The organism is Olivibacter sitiensis DSM 17696 (assembly GCF_000427965.1).
In the GTDB taxonomy this organism is placed as follows: Bacteria; Bacteroidota; Bacteroidia; order Sphingobacteriales; family Sphingobacteriaceae; genus Olivibacter; species Olivibacter sitiensis.
In genome coordinates, this window is record NZ_ATZA01000014.1 from 74,404 (window position 1) to 96,504 (window position 22,101).

Here is a 22,101-nt window from a genome sequence, read left to right on the forward strand (position 1 = left end):
AAACCAAATTATGATGCAGGAAAAATATATTTTGGCGCTAGACCAAGGCACCACAAGCTCCAGAGCCATTGTTTTTGACAAAAAAGGGGCGATCGTCGACATTGCTCAGAGAGAATTCAAACAATACTATCCGCACCCAGGGTGGGTAGAGCATGATGCTCGTGAAATCTGGTCATCGCAAATTGCTGTAGTGACGGAGGTTCTGGTGAAAGCAGATCTCAATGCTTCTGATATTGCTGCCATCGGCATCACGAATCAACGAGAAACAGTGGTCGTTTGGGATAGGGAAACAGGCAAACCTATTTATCATGCTATCGTATGGCAGGATAGGAGAACAGCAGATTATTGCGATGAATTGCGCAGCAAGGGCTACGGGGAGCTTGTACAGGCCAAGACTGGGCTGCTAATTGATTCTTACTTTTCTTCTACGAAGATAAAATGGATACTTGATCAGGTAGATGGTGCCAGAGCGATGGCAGAAGCGGGGAGACTGGCTTTCGGGACAGTGGACAGTTGGCTTATTTACAATCTAACAGCAGGAGAGAAACACGTTACGGATGTGACCAATGCTTCTCGTACCATGCTTTACAATATACATAATATGGCTTGGGATCAGGAACTGTTAGACTTGTTCGCTATACCCAAAAGCATGTTGCCCGAGGTGAAATCTTGCAGTGAAATCTACGGAGAAACTGCCGGTAAGATCCTAACGGCAAAGATTCCCATTGCCGGTATTGCTGGCGACCAGCAGGCCGCCCTTTTTGGACAGCTCTGCATAAAACAGGGCATGGTAAAAAACACTTATGGTACGGGCTGCTTTATGCTTATGAACATTGGTGAGAAACCGATTTTATCCAAAAATAATCTTATCACTACCGTAGCATGGCAGATTGGCGATAAAGTAGTGTATGCGCTCGAAGGGAGTGTCTTCATTGCTGGGGCCGTGGTGCAATGGCTTAGAGATGGCCTTGGTCTCATCAAAACAGCAAAAGAAGTGGAACGCTTGGCCATGCAGGTGAACGATACTGGAGGGGTATATATAGTTCCGGCTTTCGCTGGGCTAGGTGCTCCGCACTGGGACGCGCATGCCCGGGGCACCATTGTAGGGCTTACAAGGGGGAGCAATGCTGCACATGTTGCTCTGGCGGCATTGGAAAGCATCGCACTGCAGACAGTCGATATCCTGAAGGCGATGGAAGCAGATGCGCATGCACGCATTCCCGAGTTGAGAGTAGATGGGGGAGCATCTTCCAACAACTTGCTGATGCAGTTCCAGGCCGATATGCTCCAAGCAAAGGTGATTAGACCAAAAATTACCGAGATAACGGCAATCGGTGCGGCCTATCTTGCCGGGTTGGCGATTGGATTTTGGGCAAACATTGAGGAAATAGAACAGCAACAAAATATAGACGAGGTGTTTGAGCCCAAAGCAAATATGGCTGTTGAGGAAAAGTTAAGGGATTGGAACAATGCTGTTGAGGCCGCAAAGGCATGGGCGAAGCTGGAAGGACTGAAGCATAGCATCAAAAAAACGTAGGAGGCCAATGTATGACACCATTTACAGCAGAATTTATAGGCACGGCGATCCTTATCTTGTTAGGTGGGGGAGTAGTTGCCAATGTATTATTGAAAGGAACAAAAGGCCATAATAGTGGTTGGATAGTGATTACAACGGGTTGGGCACTGGCTGTTTTTACCGCGGTGGTTGTTGCTGGCCCCATTAGTGGCGCGCATCTCAACCCGGCTGTGAGTTTGGCTATGGCCATTACGGGCAATATCCAATGGCAGGATGCTGTTCATTATGGCATTGCTCAGTTGTTGGGGGCCATGACGGGAGCCATTCTTGTTTGGCTCGTGTATCAAGACCATTTTAAACAGACTGAGGATGCAGAATTGAAACAAGCTGTCTTTTGCACGGCACCAGCCATTAAGAACATACCTGTCAATCTTTTTAGTGAAGTGATAGGCACCTTTGTGCTGATATTTGCGGTATTCTATTTTAAGGAAGGAGAGCTGTCTGTTTCCGACGGTAAAGTGCCGATGGGCTTGGGTTCTATAGGAGCCATTCCCGTTGCATTTGTTGTATGGGTAATAGGGCTGTCTTTGGGTGGCACCACTGGCTACGCCATTAATCCTGCCCGTGATTTGGGGCCTAGAATTGTACATGCCGTATTGCCTCTGGGAAATAAGGCAAGCTTTAATTTTGCTTATGCATGGATTCCAGTATTAGGGCCTATGATGGGAGCGATATTGGCTTGCTTGGTGCATTTATGTGTCCGTTGAGGTAAATTCCCTTACGATTTAATTACGCTGCGTTAACTGTTAATTAACATAGCATGGCTTTCTTTGTTGACGAAATCACCACTTGTATGAAAAAGTATATAGTCAGCGTAATTATAATACTTGGTTTCTGCGGTTCGTCGTACACGCAGGATTTTGTCAAAGGCAAAGTTTACCACGACATTGACAACAACGGTAAGTTGGACAAAAAAGACAAGGGAATAGAAGGAGTCTCCGTAAGTAACGGTGTGGATGTCGTTCAAACCGACAAAAATGGATTTTATGAATTGCCAATAAGTGAGGACGCCATCATATTTGTGATCAAGCCTGCCAATTATTCCTTGCCTATCAATGATAGATACCAGCCTCAATTTTATTATATACATAAACCAAAAGGCTCCCCAGAGTTAAAATATGCGGGAGTTGCTCCTACTGGCCGCTTGCCCAAGAGCGTTGATTTTGGACTGGTTAAGGAACAAGGGGAATCAAGCAATTTCTTGGCAATGATCTTTGGAGACTCTCAGCCATATAATAAGGCAGAGGTAGCCTACTTCAAGAAAGCGATTGTGGATGAAGCTGTAAAGACAAAAGGAGAGGCGTTGTTTGGATTGACATTAGGAGACCTGGTTGGCGATGATCTGTCACTACATGATGATTACAAGGAAGCAATAGCGGGAGTAGCCCTTCCTTGGTTCAATGTGATGGGGAATCACGATATGAATTATGACGTGGACGTAGATTCGCTTTCCGATGAAGCTTTCGAAAGGTCTTTTGGTCCCAATAACTACTCGTTCAATTATGGGAATGCTCACTTCATTGTTTTGGATGATATTATCTACCCTAATCCATATACGGGAAAAGGGTATATAGGTGGTTTCCGAAAAAGTCAATTAGATTTTGTTGAGAATGATCTCAAATTTGTTCCAAAAGATAAGTTGGTCGTAATCTCCTATCACATTCCGCTATTTGGTGATGAAAATGTTTTCAGACAGGAGGATAGGAAACGCCTGTTTTCTATATTGAAAGATTTTCCTCATGTTTTGGGACTATCGGCTCACACTCATTTTCAGACGCAATTTTATTGTGGTGAAGATGATGGTTGGCAAGGAAATAAACCTTACCACGAGTATAATGTGGGAACTACAAATGGCGACTGGTATTCAGGGGCTATGGACGAAATGGGTACTCCTACATCTACCATGAGAGATGGTACCCCGAAGGGATATGCCTTTTTGCGGATCAATGGTAATCAATATAGCTTTGATTACAAGGTTGCTGGAAAAGACAATAGCTATCAGATTGAAATCGCCGCGCCAGATTATATTTATCAGGGACAGAGTCATCGTTACCCTGTATATGCAAACTTCTTTGTTGGTAAGGAAGGAGATAAAGTAGAGTACAGAATTAACGGAGGTGAATGGAAAGACATGCAGTATGCAGAAGAGACCGATCCGCTTTACCTAGACAATCTCTACCTGTGGGATCTTGCCAAAGAGCCAATAGAGGGAAAGCGGCCGTCGAACCCTGTACTTTCGTCTCATTTGTGGAAAGCATCACTGCCTCGTTGGGAGGTCGGTACCTATGTGTTGGAAGTGAGGGCTACAGATATGTTCGGCAAGACTTTCTTGCAGTCAAAGACCATAAAAGTAATAGCAGAAAAATGATGGTGATTTTTGCAGTTCTTTCTTTTGAAAAAGTTAAATGCGAAAATCTTGTGTCCTCTATCGGAAATAATGATATTTGAACTCAGTATAAATTTTGATTAGCTTCATTTGAAGCTAATGAACAGCTAACTATGAACATGAAAAAAATATTTGCTATTTGCGTTGCTATTTGTTTATTCAGTAACATGCTTCTTGCACAAAGTACTACTACTAAGGTGATTGCTCACCGCGGGGCTTGGAAGACCGAAGGTTTGCCACAAAATTCGTTGGCTTCACTAAATAGAGCAATTGAATTGGGTTGTTACGGATCAGAATTCGATGTGCATCTTACGAAAGACGATGTACTCGTGGTGAACCATGATCACGATTTTTACGGCTTGGAAATAGAAGAGTCTACTTATGAGCAACTTCTGAGCAAAAGTCATCCCAATGGCGAAAAGATTCCTACGGCTGAAGCCTATATTAAAGAAGGACTGAAGCAAAAAAACACAAAGCTTATTTACGAGTTGAAAACTTCTAGAAAAGGGAAAGATCGTACATTGGAAGCCGCGAGAAAGTCTATCGAACTGGTGAAAAACCTGGGAGCGAAGGAATTGATAGAGTATATCTGTTTCGACTTTGATGCGGGCGAGCTTATCAAGACACTCGATAGTGAAGCTGAAGTGTCTTATCTAAATGGAGATAAGACACCCGCAGAAGCTAAGAAAGCTGGTTACAGTGGTATTGACTATCATTTTTCCTTGTTTGATAAGAATCCAGAATGGTTAGGAGAGGCCCAAAAGATAGGGTTGACTGTTAACTCTTGGACTGTCAATAAGATAGAGGATATAAAGAAACTCATAGAGCAAAGGATAGATTTCATCACGACCGACGAACCAGAACTTGCCTTGCGGGAACTTAAAGGAGAATAGGACGGGCTGGCAAACGGGAATAATTGTTCAACTCAATTGTCCTTTTTGTTGAGGTCCTGTGGGGGGATGTCTATTTTCGGTAGGGCCTGAAACTTCGGCTTTCCATCTTTCTCAAACTGTGCCAATGATTTTTCCAGGTATTTGCGAATATCGTACTCATTCCAATATTGGCATTCTTGGAATGAAGGACGATAATAGGCCATAAAGCTATTGAGATCATCGTCTTTGAGGCCAGTAATCTCCGATACGTTGTATTTATTGAACTTTTTGTCCACTACAGACTCTTCCAGCTCGTTGTTCATGTACCGATTGAAGCGACGTGCGTTTTTTGGGGCAGAACCAAAGGCATTGTAAAGTGCGGTGAGCGGAGTGAATACATACTGTAGGGGTTTGGTCTTTCCATCGTTAAAAACACCCTGCCTTCGATAATCATTCATGACATCTTCCATCTCTTGGCTTTTGCTCCTACCCGTGATGGTGACTTCGTCTAGCATGTAGTTCTTATCGAGCCTTATTACGATATCTTGCGCAGAACTAATAGGCTGGTTTTTGGTGGCATAACCATATTTGGTGACTATCAAAGTATCGCCGACGGATGCAGCTATATCGAAATTTCCCAGCATATTTGTCAGTGCCCTGTCTTGTGTGCGTTTGTTTACGATAGACACATCACCAATGCGCTGTGCACCATTTTGTTCAGTCACAACACCTTTTATATGCCCCACATTTTGAGCTCTAAGCTGCATGTGTATAGAAACAGAAAATATTGCTGAGAGAATATACAATCTGGCATTCATGTTATATAGTGACCTTTTTACTCGGTAAACATAAGCAAAAGCCGTGCTATTGTTATGCTAAAAATTGTTAAATTTTGTTTCTAAAAAACATTTGTACTCCTTCGCAATCGGCAAGAGAATTAAATCCTCGTAAGAAATGTATGATTAGTGTAATTATTGTTTGAACAGAAATTTTGGGTTCTTTGGGATGGGAGTAAAAACCATATATTTGGAGAATTTAGACTTTATTTAGAATGGTTAAAGATACCTTGTTGGTTTGGTTTCGGAACGATTTGCGGGTGCAGGATAATGAAATCCTTTTGACGGCGATTGAACGGGCTGATCTTGTCTTGCCAGTCTATATTTTCGACCCTCGGTATTTCTCCGAAGATGAAACAAGCAAGATAAAAAGAACGGGTGTTTTTAGGGCTAATTTCTTATTGGAAAGCGTGCACGACCTTAGGTTGTCTCTTCGTGAATTGGGCGGAGATTTATTGGTGCGGGTAGGCTATCCCGAAGAGATCATTCCGCAGTTGGCCAGCGAATATCAGGTAAAGGAAGTATATCACCATCGAGAGGTAGCAGAAGAAGAAACACATATCTCTGGCTTGGTAGAAGCTGCATTATGGAAACTAAAGCTTAATCTGAGGCATATTATAGGGCATACGCTATATCACAAGGAAGATTTGCCTTTTCCGATAAAGGATATTCCAAGTGAATTCTCTGTCTTCAAGAAAAAAATAGAGCGGGAGTCCTCTATAAGGGGTGTGTCTGAAGGGCCGAGCAGCATCGCTGTGCCGGTATTGCAGGACGAGGGGGAAGTGCCTAGTCTTGCCGAACTCGGATATGATGATGAAGATATAAAGCTTTCCAGCGCATCGGTTTTCCACGGTGGGGAGTCTCAGGCATGGATTGTTATTAGAGATCTTCTCTCGGTGTCGATTCAGGAAGCAAAGGATGGACATAGCTTACTCTCCCCATGGATTCAGATGGGCTGCATTTCAGTTCACAGTATTTATAAGTTTATAAACGAACATAAGGATCAGTTGCCTTACAGGATATATGACAGTCTTCTGATAGGGCTGCTATGGCGCGATTATTATCGTTTCATGTTCAAGAAATATCAAAGCATTTTCTTTCAACCCAATGGTTTCTCCGACGAGGAGCTAACGTATGATCTAAGTTTTGAAAATGCTTCGTTCAAAAATTGGTGCGAGGGAGAGACGGGGCATGTGCTTGTTGACGAGATTATGCAGTCTCTTAACCGAACAGGTTTTATAAGTCATGAAGCAAGGTTGCTAGCTGCGCATTATCTGATACATGACTTGCGTGTGAGTCATCTTCTTGGTGCGAGATATTTTGAATATGCATTAGTAGACTACTGTCCTGCATCAGGTTATGGCAATTGGGCTCATGTGGCAGGTGTAGGTACAAGTAAAAAGGAAAATGCACCTAAAAATTTTGACAAGCTGTGCAAAGATTATTTACAGAAAAAAAAACAGACATGTAAAAGTGTGATGGAAATTGCTCGTAAATAAACCTGAAGAATTCAATTGTAACGATGTTTTTAAATACTAACTAAATTTTGTGTTTTGTTCGAAAAAAAACAAAAATAACTTCGTGTGATAAACCTTTGTCTTTTTTTGATAAATACTATGCTGTTTTTGCAAAATATTGTTTTTTTAAAGAAATTGGTTCGCAATGTAATGCCCATAAAAAGTGTGATTTAGTGTGTTTTACATTGGATATTTTATAACTTTGCCTTAATCTAATTAAAATGGCTACATTATCATATTTAAATAACGCAGACTCTAGTTATATAGATTCTTTGTATCAGGATTATAAAAAAGATCCAAATTCGGTTGATTTTGGATGGCAGAAATTTTTTGAAGGATTTGATTTTGGTCATTCAGCAGAAAATGGAGAAACTTTGTCTTCGCCGCGAGAAGGTGGGGATGTGTCAGACCATATGCTGAAAGAAATCAATGTGCTGAACATGATTCATGGTTACCGAGATCGTGGGCACCTTTTTACAAAGACCAATCCTGTTCGTGAGCGCCGACCGTACTACCCAGGTAAAGAATTGGAGACCTTTAATCTTTCAGAGAAAGATATGGACACCGTCTTCAATGCAGGTGTAGAGGTGGGCTTGGGGGCTGCCAAGTTAAGGGATATACGTCAGCTCATAGAAGACACTTATTGTCAGTCTATAGGGGCCGAGTTTACCTATATTCGCCATCCTGAAAAAGTTAAGTGGCTACAGGAAAGGATGGAAAGCACTAGAAACAAACCGAGCTTTTCCGTAGAAACAAAAAAGCGCATTTTAGAAAAACTAAACGAGGCTGTTCTATTCGAAAGTTTTTTGGGAACGAAGTTTTTGGGACAAAAGCGTTTTTCGTTAGAAGGTGCGGAAAGTGCTATTCCAGCTTTAGACTCAGTCATAGAGAAAGGCGCCGATTTAGGTATCAAAGAATTTGTCATAGGCATGGCACACAGGGGAAGACTCAATGTGCTGGCCAATATTTTAGGAAAAACATATAAAGATATTTTTTCCGAATTTGAAGGTAAGACATATGCTTCTTCGACCAATGAACCTGATTTTGGGGGAGATGTAAAATATCACCTTGGTTACTCAACGGATGTTAAAACCTTGGATGGCAAAGATGTGCATTTAAGCTTATGTCCAAACCCTTCGCATTTGGAAGCTGTAGATCCAGTAGTAGAGGGTATTGTGCGGTCTAAGATTGACATGAAATACGATGGTGATAAATCTAAGATTGCCCCGATTTTGATTCATGGAGATGCAGCTATCGCGGGTCAAGGTATTGTATATGAGGTGGCGCAAATGTCTAAACTTGATGGGTATTCCACTGGTGGTACTATACATTTGGTTATCAACAATCAAATAGGTTTCACTACCAATTATAAGGACGCGCGTTCGTCCACTTATTGTACAGACTTGGCTAAGGTTACCTTGTCTCCTGTTTTTCACGTAAATGGAGATGATGTGGAGGCCTTGGTATTGGCTATTAATATGGCTGTCGAGTTTAGGCAGAAATATCATACCGATGTATATATTGATTTGCTTTGTTACCGACGATATGGACATAACGAAGCTGATGAACCTAAATTTACCCAACCCAAATTATATAAGGCAATAACCAATCACCCTAATCCTCGTGAGATTTATATCAAGAAACTAATAGAGGAAGGAGATATAGATGAAAAGTTGGCCAATGCCATGGAGAAGGAGTTTAAGGGGCTGCTCCAGCAACGTTTGGATGAATCGCGTGAGCAGGATAGTTTGACAGATTCTAACCCCATGTTTTCGGGGGCTTGGAAAGGACTTAAACCCGCCCGCTACGAAGATATATTTACGCCAGCCGACACCGCTGTGAACGAAGAACGATTCGTTCAAATAGCTAAGAAGATAACAGAACTACCAAAAGGGAAGGATTTCTTCAATAAGACCGTGAAGTTGTTCGAGAGCCGTCGTAAGATGGTGGATGATAAATCTTATGACTGGGCTATGGGAGAGCTTATGGCATACGGCACGTTGCTAGATGAAGGATATCGGGTGCGTATCAGTGGTGAGGACGTGAAGCGGGGAACATTTTCTCATAGACATGCTGTCATTACCTTGCAAGATTCTGAGGAGGAATATGTTCCGTTACGTCAGATAAAGAAAGGGGACGTGAAATTTGATATTTACAACTCCTTGTTGTCCGAATACGGTGTCTTGGGATTTGATTATGGATATGCTCTTGCAAATCCTAACTGCTTGACGGTTTGGGAAGCACAGTTTGGAGATTTTTATAACGGTGCACAAATCATAGTTGATCAATATTTGACCAGTGCCGAAACAAAATGGAGAAGATCCAACGGTTTGGTGTTATTGCTTCCGCATGGTTATGAAGGACAAGGGCCTGAGCACTCTTCAGCGCGTGTTGAACGCTTTTTGGAAGCATGCGCGGAAAATAATATGCAAGTCACCAATTGTACAACCCCTGCAAACTATTTCCATTTGTTGAGAAGGCAGTTGCATCGTGATTTTCGCAAACCGCTTATTGTGTTCACACCCAAGAGTTTGCTTCGTCACCCTCTTGTGAAAAGTTCGCAAGAAGAATTTACCGAAGGACATTTTCAAGAGGTAATTGATGACGGCTATGTGGTAAACAAAGACGTAAAGCGTGTTTTGTTTTGCACGGGTAAGATATACTACGACTTGTTGAAGAAGCAGCAGGATGACAAACGGAAAGATGTGGCTATTGTACGGGTAGAACAATTATATCCCGCCCCCACAGAGAAAATAAGGACTATCCGGAATAAGTACAAAAATGCAGATAAGTTTTTCTGGGTACAGGAAGAACCAGAGAACATGGGAGCTTGGCCATATATTTGCCGTAAATATCGTAAGACTAGTGTGGAGTTGGATGTGATTTCAAGAAGAGAAAGTAGCAGTACTGCAACCGGCTATTCCAAGCAACATAATCAGCAACAACTATCGCTCATAGCTAGGGCATTTGATTCTGATAGCGTGCCTCCAGCTGCCAAGAAAAATGTAAAAAAAGCAACAAAGGAAGCCGAAAAAGTAGATTAAAACATATAACTAAATAATATAAACGCTAAAACATGGGTTTAGAGATTAAAGTCCCAACCGTAGGAGAGTCTATAACTGAAGTCACCTTGTCTCAATGGTTGAAGAAAGATGGAGATTATGTCGAAATGGATGAAAACTTAGCAGAGTTGGAATCTGATAAAGCGACGTTTGAGTTGCCATCTGAAAAAGCGGGAATTTTGCGTATCGTTGCCCAAGAAGGGGATACGTTGGAAATAGGTGCCGTAGTTTGCACCATTGAAGATGCTAACGAAGAAGGATCCTCCAAAAAGGGAGATAATAAAAAAGAAGAGGTCAAAGAGGATGCGAATGAAGCATCATCTAGTGGAGACGAGCCTGCAGGAGAGCCCATCGAGATAAAGGTGCCTACTGTAGGAGAATCTATTACGGAAGTGACCCTGTCCAAATGGTTGAAGCAGGACGGAGATCACGTAGAGATGGATGAAGACTTGGCCGAGTTGGAATCAGACAAAGCTACATTTGAGCTTCCGGCAGAGGCAGCGGGCACATTGAGAATAATAGCGCAAGAAGGCGATACGCTGGAGATAGGTGCACTTGTGTGTAAAATCGAACCAACGGGCAAAGGCTCCTCCTCGAAGAAGGCATCAAGTGCCGAAGCGCCAAGTAAAGATAGTGCTACGCCTGCGGAGGAAAAAGAAGACAGTTATGCTGCTGGAACACCATCTCCCGCTGCTGCGAAGATCTTGAAGGAAAAGGGCATAGACCCAACAAATATAAAAGGGACGGGCAAAGACGGACGAATCACCAAAGAAGATGCTTTGAAAGCTGAAAAATCAGCTCCGAAGAAGGAAACAACTACGCCTGCTGCAGCTACCGCTCCAAAGGCTGAGAGCAAACCGTCATCCGCTGTTAAAACAAGTGCTACTGGTGAGCGAAACGAACGCCGTGAAAAGATGTCTTCATTGCGCAAGACAATAGCTAAGAGATTGGTTGCCGTTAAAAATGAGACAGCGATGCTCACTACCTTTAATGAGGTAGACATGAAACCGATCATGGACTTGCGCAACAAATATAAAGACAAGTTTAAAGATAAGTTCGGTATTGGATTAGGCTTTATGTCGTTCTTTACCAAGGCAGTTACCATGGCCTTGCAGGAATGGCCTGCGGTAAACGCTCGTATTGAAGAGAATGAGATTGTTTACAGTGACTTCGTAGATGTTTCCGTAGCAGTATCTTCGCCTAGAGGCTTGGTTGTGCCTGTGGTTCGTAATGCAGAGTCACTCCCGCTTGATGGAATTGAAAAAGCTATAAAAGAACTAGCCACCAAAGCAAGGGATAATAAGTTAACCATTGAGGAAATGACAGGAGGCACTTTCACCATTACCAATGGTGGTGTTTTCGGTTCTATGATGTCTACGCCTATCATCAATGCTCCGCAATCCGCTATCTTGGGGATGCATAACATTGTGGAACGTCCTGTGGCCGTCAATGGAGAAGTAGTAATTCGTCCCATGATGTATATCGCACTCTCATACGATCACCGTATTGTAGATGGACGCGAGTCGGTCAGCTTCTTGGTACGGGTGAAAGAATTATTGGAAGACCCAGCTCGTTTGCTGCTTGGAGTATAAAAGCAAGATGTTGGGCCTTGGTCTATGTACTTATCAGGTACAATAGGCCATTATGTTGTATATTTGAACGGTTGATGATGATTTCATCAACCGTTTGCATTTAATTGTATTTTTCATAGATGTCAAATGTACCCTCGTTCTTCATAAAGTTTATCAAATTTGGGCTTGTTGGATTTTCCGGGCTTGTGGTTGATTTTGGGATTACATTCCTACTAAAGGAAAAGTTAAAGTTACCCAAATACCTTTCCAATGCCATTGGTTTTATAGTGGCTACTTTCAGCAATTACATGTTGAACAGGTATTGGACGTTTTATATGAGGGGAAAAGAAGCGGCATTCATAGAGTTTTCCAAGTTTTTTGGTATTGCGTCCCTTGGGTTGCTATTCAATACTATTATTCTGTATCTGCTTCATGAAAAGTGGGGGAAAAATTTTTATTTGTCCAAGTTCGCTGCTATCATGCTGGTGTCATTGTGGAATTTCTTTGCTAATTACTATTACACTTTCTCCGTAACTTATTGATAATTATGTTTTTTTTGAAGAGGAAGCTTTTTGTTTGGTTGTGCGTTTTGGGGATAGCAATCAATGCTATTGGTCTGTTTACCGGGATCATGCTTGGTGATGGGGTGCTTTATGCATTGATAGCAAAGAACATGATTGTAAATAACGAATACTTTTTTCTAACCGTGAATGGCTTGGATTGGTTGGATAAGCCGCATTTTCCCTTTTGGTGCGCCGCTTTTAGTTATCATATCTTTGGAATAAATGATTTTGCCTATAAACTTCCGGCTTTCTTATTTTGGCTTGTGGGCATTCTATATACCTATGCTTTATCAAAAAGGTTGTATGATAAAAATGTTGGTCAAATAGCCGTTTTGATTTATATAAGTACCCTACATTTACTAATTTCCAACTCGGACGTAAGGGCAGAGCCTTACCTCACAGGGATGATTGTAGCGGCTATTTATCATTGTTACAGGGTATATAATGGGGGAACATTTAAGCACTTGGTGTTTGCGGCTTTTTGGGCTGCGGTTGCTGTGATGACGAAAGGAATCTTTGTGTTAATCATTATAGCTAGCGGATTTCTGGTGTTATGGATAATCAGAAAGGAATGGAAGCAGTTTTTGAATTATAAATGGTACCTGATTGTACTTTTAACCTTGATTTTTATACTGCCAGAACTTTATAGTTTATATGTCCAGTTTGATGCCAGACCAGATGCCCTCGTCTTTGGCAGTACGAATGTTTCGGGGATTAAGTTTTTCTTTTGGGATAGCCAGTTTGGTCGCTTTGTAAATTCGGGCCCAATAAAAGGGGCTGGTGATCCATTCTTTTATGTACATACCTTGTTGTGGGCTTTCCTGCCTTGGTCTTTTATTTTCCCTTTTTTGGTTTATTTTTCCTTTAAGCGAAAACTGTCGATCGGACATCCTTTGCTTTGGGGTACTTTTTTGTTGACTTTTTTGATGTTTTCAGCGTCTAAATTTCAACTGCCACATTATTTGAATGTGGTCTTTCCCATATTGAGCATTTGGTTGGCCCATTTACTTGCTAATGTAGATAAGCTTTCGGTAATAGGCGTCGTTGATAAGATTCAAAGGTGCTTAGGCATTTTATTGTTGGTCGTTTTAGTATTATTGACTTATCTCTATCATGGTACTTTCTGGTGGCTTATATGCCTAGTTGTTTTACTTATAGGAGGCTTCTTTGTCATTCTATACGACTATAAGTCAAGAATGAAGCGTATCGTTTTGTCTACGTTTGTCCTTGGGCTGACTATTGGACTGTTTTATGGGGCGTATCTATATCCCAACCTGCTCGTGTACCAAAGTGGTGACCATATAGCACATTATATTAACGAGCATAAGTTGGCACCTGTATATGTGATGGATAATGAGATAAATACATTAGCAGTTGGCTTTCAATGTGATGGGCCTTTGGACTATCTCCGGTCAGATGAGGATTTGAAGAAATTGGATGCTGGCGATTTTCTCGTTTTGCACAACGAAAAACTGCAAGAGCTGTCGCCAATTTATGATTTCTCTATCCTTACCTCATTTCTAGATTATCATGTAAGTAAGATTAAACCTCGTTTTTTCTATTATGAAAGTAGGGAGGAGACACTGGGCAAACTTTATTTGGTGCAATTAAAAGATAAAAAAGAGAGTGATTTGTAATTATGTGGGCTAATTGTAGGTTACGTGTTTTTCTGTTTTTAGGGATGTCTTGCTGGGCTTATGAGGGCTTTGCGCAACAATTGGAATGGCGGATGAGCGCATTCGGTTTTGCGGACAATAGAGAATATTCCGTCTCTGCTTTGCCATCCAAAACGATATTTGGGATGCGGTTTTCTCCCGAGCTAGGGATATTGGTAGACAGTACGCATAGATTCAGGATAGGGGTGAACTACCTGAAAGAGTTTGGCAACAGCGAAAAATTTGCTACTTCTCTCGATCCCGTGATCTACTACAGTTATGAAAAGGCGGCCGTGAAATTCAATATCGGAGCTTTTCCTCGTTTTGGCCATAGCGACCTGTTCCCGAGGGCGGTACTGATAGATACCCTGCAGTATTACAGACCTAATATAGAAGGCATGTTGTTCAATTATACGAAGCCGAATTTCAGGCATAGCATGTGGATAGATTGGTACGGCAGGCAATCGGAAACTGTACGGGAGCAGTTTATGGCCGGTTGGTCCGGTGCGTTGAAATCCACTATTTGGAGCTTTCGCTATTTCGGTTATTACTTCCATGATGCCAATAAGCTGGAGTACGACCCGGAGCGGCCGCTTCGCGACAACGGTTCGCTCTTGCTAACGGCCAACGTAGACCTTACGGAAAAAACAGCGCTCGATTCCCTATCCGTAGCCGTGGGATGGCAGAGCTCCATGGACCGGATTAGGAGCGTGACCGATTTGCGCTTTGCGCACGGTCTCTATACCGAGCTTTACTTGGGTTATAGGCGTTTTTTTCTTGACAATATTTTCTATACCGGTTCTGCGCAGTTGGCGTTTATGGCCGATAGGTTTTATGGATTTAAGCATTACAATAGAACGGATATTGGCTGGAAAGCCATCCATTCTAATTATGTAGATGCCAGTTTGGTGCTAAGTTTCCACCATACGCCGCATGGCCTGGACAATCAACAGGCTTTTCTTTTGCGCTATAACCTTGAAGGGGTATATCGAAAAAGATAAGGTGCTATGCTCTTCTAGGAGAAGAATGCGGCAAGCAGCTAATACTTGCTGATACTTCCTGAACCTGTTTTGCTGGATGTGACATTTTTGACAGAACCACTATAACGGATATCTCCAGAACCGGTGACAGTTGCACTTAATGTGTTGTTCACCCTTACGTAGGCGTCTCCTGAGCCAACAACTCTTACAGCGGCGTTTTCAATCGCAAGTTCCTTGGCGGAAAAATCGCCAGAGCCATTTACTCGAATGTCTGCATTCTCCACTTTTCCTCCTAACGAGATATCTCCAGATCCGGTGATAGATGCAGCCAGATCAGTGGCATTGAGTGTCTTGGCGATAATGTCGCCTGAGCCTTTAACCTCCAATACTAGCGCTGACGTAGTCAACGGACTTTCTAGTTTTATTGTTCCAGATCCGATTTGACGCAAAGCTTTCAAATTAGTAGCGGTAACTTTGATGACGACATTTCTGGTTCTTATGTTCCAACCGCGTTGGTTATTCTTGACACTGAATTTCAAAATTCCGTTTTCCACTTTTGTTTCTATCAGTTTGGTGTCGTCTGGATTTCCCTTAATGACGATATCTTCCGTATCCCCCATGTTGATAAGCACATCGCAGCTTCCGTAGTTTTCTATACTATGGAAACTGGTGCCTGGTTGTAGTTTGATTTCCTCTTCTAAAGCATCGTTATATAAAGAAGCGTAAGCTACATTGATAATAAAGAGTGGCAACAGTGCCATTAGCCATCCGAGCTTTGAAACATTGTTTGTCATATCGTTTTGTTTTCTTTTTTGACAATTATATAATTATAATACAAATGACGCAATAAGATGTTGCAATTCCACATGTTGCAACACCTTTTGTATATTCATTACATTTGTTATGACGATTTTTGAGTGGTTCTGGTTGCATGGAAAAAGAATATATTTAAATTATGTTTATAGTTCCTTAAGTTTATCACGTCTAAACAATGCTGATGAGAGTAGAAGAAGTGACATCTGAAGAAGATGAAATGGCATTTTTGCAAATGCCATTGATCATATATAAGCAAGATCCCAATTATATAAGGCCTTTGGACGCTGACTTAAAAGAGATTTTTGATCCAAAACAGAATAAGCTGTTCTCAAACGGAAAATGTTGTAGGTGGTTGCTGATGGACGGTAGGTCGTCAATAGGCCGTATTGCAGCTTTTTATCATCACGATATTGCTATGTCCTACGAGCAGCCCACGGGCGGCATAGGTTTTTTTGAATGTATAGATAGCGAGCGGGCAGCAGAACTCTTGTTTGACACGGCAAGGGAGTGGCTCCGCTCATTGGGGATGGAGGCCATGGATGGTCCAGTCAATTTCGGCAGCAGGGAAAGATGGTGGGGATTGCTGGTGGACGGATGGCATCCCCCCTGTTATGGGGCCAACTATAATCCACCTTATTATAGGCACTTATTTGAGCATTATGGTTTTAGCGTGTATTTTAAGCAGTTTACCTTTTTACGTAGACTGGATGTGCCGTTGGATAGCAAATTGGAAATACTAGCTTCCAGGCTCAAGAGAAACAACAAATATATATTTCGACATGTAGACAAAGGCGAGCTCGATAAGTTGCCTGCTTATTTTAGCGAGGTATATAACAAGGCATGGGTTGATCATGTAGGCGTATACGCTCTTAATGAAGAAGATGTACGCGCTATGCTATTAGCAATGAAACCTATTTTGGACGTGAAAGCACTCTGGTTCGCATTTTACGAAGGTGTTCCTATTGCGTTTTTTATCGCCATACCTGATGCCAATGAACTACTTCTAAAACATTGTAATGGCAAACTCAATTTTAAAGCTTTATGCTGCTTTTTTATCAAGAAAAAGTTTCGGCTTGGAAGGAATTTGTTGGGCATGGTTTTTGGCGTAGTTCCAGAACATAGGAACAAAGGCGTGGATCTTGGGCTGATCGCAAGTGCGGGAGAAACATTGTTGGAACTTGGTTATCGACAATTGCAAATGAATTGGATTGGAGATTTTAATCCTAGAATGGTACGTATGTGTAGAAAAATCGGTGCGGAAATCTATAAAATGCATCATACCTACCGTTACCTATTTGATAGGAATAAGGAATTGCAAAAGCATAAAAAAATCTAGCATTGCAATTGAGAATAAAATTATATAAGTTTGACGTTTGAGTAAATCTATTAAAAGTTCAACAGGAATGAAGAAAGTATTTTATACGGCTTCTGCCGTTGCCGTGTTGTTTATGGCTGCCTGTGGTGGCGGTAGTTCATCTAGTAGTACTACAACTACTACCGAAACCAGCGCACCGGCTGAAGAAGCTCCAGAGGTGAGCGAATCGGATGTAACGGATCATATTATTATTGAAGGTGGAGACAACATGCAGTTTGACAAAACCCTTTTTGCCGTAAAAGCAGGAGAAAAAATTAAGCTGACATTGAAAAACGTTGGCGAATTGCCCAAAGAGTCAATGGGGCACAACGTGGTAGTTTTGAAGCCTGGCACAGACGTAGCTTCATTCGGCGGTGCTGCGGTACAGGCAGCTGCTACCGAGTATATTCCAGAAGCGCAAGCTGGAAACGTCATTGCACATACTAAGCTATTGGGACCTGGCGAATCTGATGAGATAGAAATAACACTGCCATCAAAAGGAACCTATGAGTTTATATGCAGTTTCCCAGGACATTTTGGTTCCATGAGAGGTAAAATCGTGGCGCTTTAATGTTGAAGAAAGAAGTCTATTAATCATTAAATAAGGCCCTAGCTTGCTGGGGCTTTATTTGTATATAAGCATGGCATTAGAAATGTACTTTGGTGGTCATTATTTTGACCTATGTCAAAAACATTTCTAAAATAAGGCGAAAGCTTTGTATAATTTTTAACTTTGGGTGCAGAAATCATAAATTCATAGGAATAAATACAAATGCAATACGACGTAGTAGTAATAGGAAGTGGACCGGGAGGCTATGTTTCGGCCATCCGTTGTGCCCAATTAGGATTGAAAACGGCTATCATAGAAAAGTACAGCACCTTCGGTGGAACCTGCCTTAACGTAGGTTGTATCCCTTCCAAGGCCCTGTTGGACTCTAGTGAGCACTATCTAAATGCAGAAAAGCATTTCAAGGAGCACGGCATAGAGCTGAAAGATCTGAAGGTGAACTTCAAACAAATGGTAAGTCGGAAAAATGAAGTCGTTGCCCAAACCACAGCAGGTATCACATTCCTGATGAAAAAAAATAAGATTACGACATACGAGGGTGTTGGCTCTTTTGTAGATAAGAATACTATTAAAATTACAAAAAAAGACGGTTCTTCTGAAGAGATCAGTTCTAAGAATGTCATCATTGCTACGGGTTCTAAGCCATCATCCCTACCTTCCATAAAGGTAGACAAAAAGCGTATTATCACATCGACGGAAGCCTTATCTCTAACAGAAATTCCTAAAAATTTGATTTTGATAGGCGGTGGCGTTATCGGTCTTGAATTGGGATCGGTCTATGCGAGGCTGGGAGCCAAGGTGACCGTTTTGGAATACCTCGATTCCATTATTCCTACTATGGATAAAGGACTGGGGAAAGAATTGCAAAAATCACTTAAGAATATCGGGTTCGAATTCCTGCTGAGCCATAAAGTAACCGGAGCTACTGTAAAAGGAAAGAAAGTGACTGTGACGGCCGAAGATAGCAAGGGCAATGAAGTAGTGGTAGAAGGCGACTATTGCTTGGTAGCTGTGGGACGTATAGCCTATACCGAAGGCCTTGGTCTGGACAAAATCGGTATAGAGTTGGAAGAACGTGGCAAGAAAATCCCCGTCGACGAACATTTGGAAACGCCTGTAAAAGGAGTGTTTGCTATTGGTGACGTGGTGAAAGGAGCTATGTTGGCCCACAAAGCAGAGGAAGAAGGTGTGTATGTGGCTGAGCTGATAGCCGGACAAAAGCCTCATGTCAACTATAATCTCATTCCCGGCGTAGTATATACCTGGCCAGAAGTGGCTAGCGTGGGTGCTACGGAAGATCAATTGAAAAAGGATGGTAAGAAATATAAATCAGGCTCATACCCCTTCAAAGCTAGCGCTCGTGCCAGGGCAAGTATGGATACAGAAGGTTTTGTGAAGGTATTGGCCGATGCCGAAACCGATGAGATATTGGGAATACACATCATTGGTCCCCGTGCTGCCGATTTGATTGCGGAAGCAGTGGTCGCAATGGAATTCCGTGCTTCGGCAGAAGATATTGCACGTATCTGCCATGCCCACCCGACCTATAGCGAAGCTACCAAGGAAGCGGCTTTGGCGGCAACAGCCAATCGTGCTATCAATATATAATATAATAGCGTAGAGCAATCGTTGTTCTGCCAATAAACAGATTCGATTGGACATGTTTTTCCCAAAAAGACATGTCCAATCTTGTAGATTCTTAAATCGTTCAATCATTAAATTCGCTTCGGCATGAATTTTTATACAAGAAAATGGGTAAAACCAGAGGATTTAAACCCGAATGGCTCATTGTTTGGTGGCACCTTGCTGCGTTGGATAGACGAGGAAGCGGTCATCTATGCCATCGTTCAGCTAGGTAACCCCAGAGTAGTTACCAAATTTATCTCGGAAATTAATTTTGTCAGTTCTGCTTATCAAGGAGATATTATTGAACTGGGCATTCAGGCTACACATTTTGGAACAACATCCATTACCATGCGCTGTGAAGTGCGAAACAAGATTTCCAAAAAGAGCATCCTGACCATTGAAAAATTGGTATTTGTGAACTTGAACGAAGCCGGTGAGCCTACTCCTCATGGGAAGACCGAGATCTCTTATGTACATCAAGGGGTTGACTTCCAGCAACCTGGTAAATAGCATTCGTTATGAGGGACCGATAGGTGTCCATAGGCGCAAATTCGGTGAATCCAGGCGGGATACGGGCAACACACTTCAAAATTTCTTCAAGATTTATTGCTACATTGGTATGGTAATAAACGTGACTCAAATCGCTGAATCATGAAAATCCTGACCATAGAGGACAATAGAGAATTGGCTAGTAGCATTTATGATTATTTGGCGCAGGAACATTACGTATGTGAACTGGTGTCGAACGTTGTGCAAGCGAAAGAAAAGCTGCTGCTTTATTCTTACGATTGTGTGATACTGGATATCATGTTGCCAGACGGTAGCGGCATGGATATCTTACATTTCATCAAAGAAGCGCACTTAGGATGTTCTGTGCTCATTGTATCTGCCAAAGGAGCCCTGGATGACAAGATTGAAGGATTTGAAAATGGTGCGGACGACTATATTACCAAGCCTTTTCATTTGCCGGAACTGCATGCGAGATTGAAAGCTATTCATAGACGCAACAGATTGGATGGTAGCAATTTGCTAGTGTTCAACGAATTATTGTTAAATACGGATAGTTTTGCCTTGCTGGTGCATAATCAAGCCATTGAAGTGACCAGAAAGGAATTCGAGCTGTTATTGTATTTTTTGGTAAACAGGGATCGAGTTCTTTCCAAGCAAGCTATTGCCAGCCATCTTTGGGGAGACTATACCTATGATTTGGACAATGTAGATTTTGTCTATCAGCATGTGAAAAATCTAAGAAAAAAATTGAGTACGGCCAATGCTGTTGATTACATTGATACGGTATATGGTTTGGGTTATAAATTCAATTCGCATAAAACATGAAATTGGTCAACAAATTCATCCTGTGGTTCGTGGCCATTATCTTGCTGACTACGCCAATTAGCATGTATATTACCTTTCACACCATCAGGCAACGAATAGATCGTTCGGAAACTGAGCGGCTCGAGCAGGTGAACAATGAAGTGGCAGAACAATTGAAATTGGGGCGCGAGCCCGACAAGTATTCTCAGGGTAGACCCATCCACATAGAAGAGATAGATACCATTGGCTTGAGCGAGGTCGTGCACAAGGCATCGGAGAAGCAAACACCAGAACAGGAGAGTATGGTGCTGCTGGTATCTTATTACCCCATTGGAGATAAGGTTTACAAGATATCTTCTTATAACTATGTGACAAAAGCTGACCAGTTGTTCAGCGGTATGTTGTATGCCGCAACGGTCAAGCTATTGTTAATTGTGGCGATCCTTATACTCACCGTGACTATACTCTCAAAGTATATCTTGCATCCGTTCAAGGAAACGCTATCGGTGATACAAAACTTTGATATCCGTAACAAAGAACCCGCGATGCTATTTTCAAAGACGAGCACCAAGGAGTTTGCCGAGTTGCAATCGTTCGTTTCATCCATGATTATAAGGGCAAAAAAAGAGTATGCTTCTATAAAGGAATTCGGTGAGAATGCCTCACATGAGCTTCAGACACCATTGGCGATCATCAGAAATAAATTGGAGTTACTTGCAAATACCGATATCGGGATCAAGCAGGCCGAACTTATTGCCGATATGCAACGCGCGGTGGAGACGCTTTCTCGCATCAACCATTCCTTGTTGCTCCTCACCAAACTTGAGAATAAGGAATTTCCTAACAGTGAACAAATTGATTTCTCAGATAGGTGCGAGACGATCATCGATACTCTGGAAGACGGTATTTACTTGAATGAGCTACGCTTAGAGAAACACATAGAAGCAAATGTGCCTGTTTCCATCCATCCAGCGCTGGCAGATATGTTGCTGAATAACCTGATTGGCAATGCCATCAAACACAATATTGAGGGCGGATGGGTGCATATTATGTTGGACCAGCATAGTCTTTGCGTACGCAACGCGGGTGTAGAACCGAAAGTGGCTACCCATGTATTGTTCCATCGTTTTAAAAAAGGCAATCAGAGCAATGAGGGCATTGGCCTTGGTTTGGCTATAGTGAAGCAAATCTGTGATTTGAATGGCTTTGATGTGTCTTATCATTACCAGAATGGCGAGCATACGGTAAGAATACTTTTTTATGGAAGCAGAGGTTACAAAAATGAGTTTCCACCAGAGATTAGGCCCGATATGGAAAACGTTTGAGCCATCATATCGTTTGTGACGAATATTTTACCTAAGGAGGCCAAAATCTTCAAGTTTTCTTCAAAATTGACTCCTTCCTT

18 protein-coding genes are annotated in these 22,101 nt (G+C 42.0%); 16 read left to right on the forward strand and 2 right to left on the reverse strand.

Annotation, left to right across the window (positions count from 1 at the left end):
* Window positions 1-10 precede the first annotated feature (10 nt).
* The 4 genes from glpK (at window position 11) to A37S_RS0109490 (ending at window position 4,855) form a co-directional block, all read left to right on the forward strand.
* Window positions 11-1,537 (forward strand): glycerol kinase GlpK, encoded by a 1,527-nt coding sequence (gene glpK / locus A37S_RS0109475; protein ID WP_028296785.1) that lies wholly within the window; start codon window positions 11-13, stop codon window positions 1,535-1,537.
* A gap of 11 nt (window positions 1,538-1,548) precedes the next feature.
* A complete protein-coding gene (locus tag A37S_RS0109480) occupies window positions 1,549-2,283 on the forward strand; it encodes an MIP/aquaporin family protein (RefSeq protein ID WP_028296786.1) in 735 nt (244 codons plus the stop codon).
* Between the two features lie 86 nt (window positions 2,284-2,369).
* Window positions 2,370-3,944, forward strand: a complete 1,575-nt coding sequence (locus A37S_RS0109485; protein WP_028296787.1) for a calcineurin-like phosphoesterase C-terminal domain-containing protein — start codon at window positions 2,370-2,372, stop codon at window positions 3,942-3,944.
* Window positions 3,945-4,081: 137 nt separating this feature from the next.
* The gene (locus A37S_RS0109490; protein WP_028296788.1) at window positions 4,082-4,855 is read left to right on the forward strand and encodes a glycerophosphodiester phosphodiesterase; all 774 of its coding nucleotides are present in this window, start codon (window positions 4,082-4,084) and stop codon (window positions 4,853-4,855) included.
* A 32-nt stretch (window positions 4,856-4,887) separates the two neighbouring features.
* Here the strand turns inward: A37S_RS0109490 and A37S_RS24185 are convergent, their stop codons facing one another.
* A complete protein-coding gene (locus A37S_RS24185) occupies window positions 4,888-5,601 on the reverse strand; it encodes a carboxypeptidase-like regulatory domain-containing protein (RefSeq protein ID WP_169719468.1) in 714 nt (237 codons plus the stop codon).
* Between the two features lie 284 nt (window positions 5,602-5,885).
* Here A37S_RS24185 and A37S_RS24190 point away from each other — a divergent pair, with 284 nt between their 5' ends.
* From A37S_RS24190 to A37S_RS0109525, 6 genes are all read left to right on the forward strand, one after another.
* Entirely contained in the window at window positions 5,886-7,169 is a 1,284-nt protein-coding gene (locus tag A37S_RS24190; RefSeq protein ID WP_051292940.1) for a DASH family cryptochrome, read from the forward strand.
* 239 nt (window positions 7,170-7,408) lie between these two features.
* Window positions 7,409-10,231, forward strand: coding sequence for a 2-oxoglutarate dehydrogenase E1 component (locus A37S_RS0109505; protein WP_028296789.1), 2,823 nt, complete (start codon window positions 7,409-7,411; stop codon window positions 10,229-10,231).
* 32 nt (window positions 10,232-10,263) lie between these two features.
* Window positions 10,264-11,841 carry a 2-oxoglutarate dehydrogenase complex dihydrolipoyllysine-residue succinyltransferase gene (gene odhB / locus A37S_RS0109510; RefSeq protein ID WP_028296790.1) on the forward strand — a complete coding sequence of 526 codons (1,578 nt, stop codon included), beginning with the start codon at window positions 10,264-10,266 and terminating at the stop codon, window positions 11,839-11,841.
* A gap of 119 nt (window positions 11,842-11,960) precedes the next feature.
* Entirely contained in the window at window positions 11,961-12,362 is a 402-nt protein-coding gene (locus A37S_RS0109515) for a GtrA family protein (RefSeq protein WP_028296791.1), read from the forward strand.
* 5 nt (window positions 12,363-12,367) lie between these two features.
* Window positions 12,368-14,020 carry an ArnT family glycosyltransferase gene (locus tag A37S_RS24195; protein WP_036602047.1) on the forward strand — a complete coding sequence of 551 codons (1,653 nt, stop codon included), beginning with the start codon at window positions 12,368-12,370 and terminating at the stop codon, window positions 14,018-14,020.
* A 44-nt stretch (window positions 14,021-14,064) separates the two neighbouring features.
* On the forward strand, window positions 14,065-15,039 hold the full coding sequence (locus tag A37S_RS0109525; protein WP_051292942.1) for a hypothetical protein: 975 nt from the start codon (window positions 14,065-14,067) through the stop codon (window positions 15,037-15,039).
* A 38-nt stretch (window positions 15,040-15,077) separates the two neighbouring features.
* Here A37S_RS0109525 and A37S_RS26210 read toward each other — a convergent pair whose 3' ends face one another.
* Window positions 15,078-15,812: a head GIN domain-containing protein gene (locus A37S_RS26210; protein ID WP_051292944.1), complete on the reverse strand. Its 735-nt coding sequence runs from the start codon at window positions 15,810-15,812 to the stop codon at window positions 15,078-15,080.
* A gap of 203 nt (window positions 15,813-16,015) precedes the next feature.
* Between A37S_RS26210 and A37S_RS0109535 the strand changes: the two genes are divergently transcribed.
* The 6 genes from A37S_RS0109535 to A37S_RS0109560 all read left to right on the forward strand — a co-directional run bounded on the left by A37S_RS0109535 (window position 16,016) and on the right by A37S_RS0109560 (window position 22,021).
* Window positions 16,016-17,170 (forward strand): GNAT family N-acetyltransferase, encoded by a 1,155-nt coding sequence (locus A37S_RS0109535; protein ID WP_028296793.1) that lies wholly within the window; start codon window positions 16,016-16,018, stop codon window positions 17,168-17,170.
* A gap of 67 nt (window positions 17,171-17,237) precedes the next feature.
* Entirely contained in the window at window positions 17,238-17,759 is a 522-nt protein-coding gene (locus tag A37S_RS0109540) for a plastocyanin/azurin family copper-binding protein (RefSeq protein ID WP_028296794.1), read from the forward strand.
* A gap of 201 nt (window positions 17,760-17,960) precedes the next feature.
* A complete protein-coding gene (lpdA, locus tag A37S_RS0109545) occupies window positions 17,961-19,364 on the forward strand; it encodes a dihydrolipoyl dehydrogenase (protein WP_028296795.1) in 1,404 nt (467 codons plus the stop codon).
* Between the two features lie 123 nt (window positions 19,365-19,487).
* The gene (locus A37S_RS0109550; protein ID WP_028296796.1) at window positions 19,488-19,892 is read left to right on the forward strand and encodes an acyl-CoA thioesterase; all 405 of its coding nucleotides are present in this window, start codon (window positions 19,488-19,490) and stop codon (window positions 19,890-19,892) included.
* A 141-nt stretch (window positions 19,893-20,033) separates the two neighbouring features.
* Entirely contained in the window at window positions 20,034-20,717 is a 684-nt protein-coding gene (locus A37S_RS0109555) for a response regulator transcription factor (RefSeq protein ID WP_028296797.1), read from the forward strand.
* A complete protein-coding gene (locus A37S_RS0109560) occupies window positions 20,714-22,021 on the forward strand; it encodes a sensor histidine kinase (protein ID WP_028296798.1) in 1,308 nt (435 codons plus the stop codon). The genes A37S_RS0109555 and A37S_RS0109560 overlap by 4 nt, the downstream gene beginning before the upstream one ends.
* Window positions 22,022-22,101: the final 80 nt, after the last annotated feature.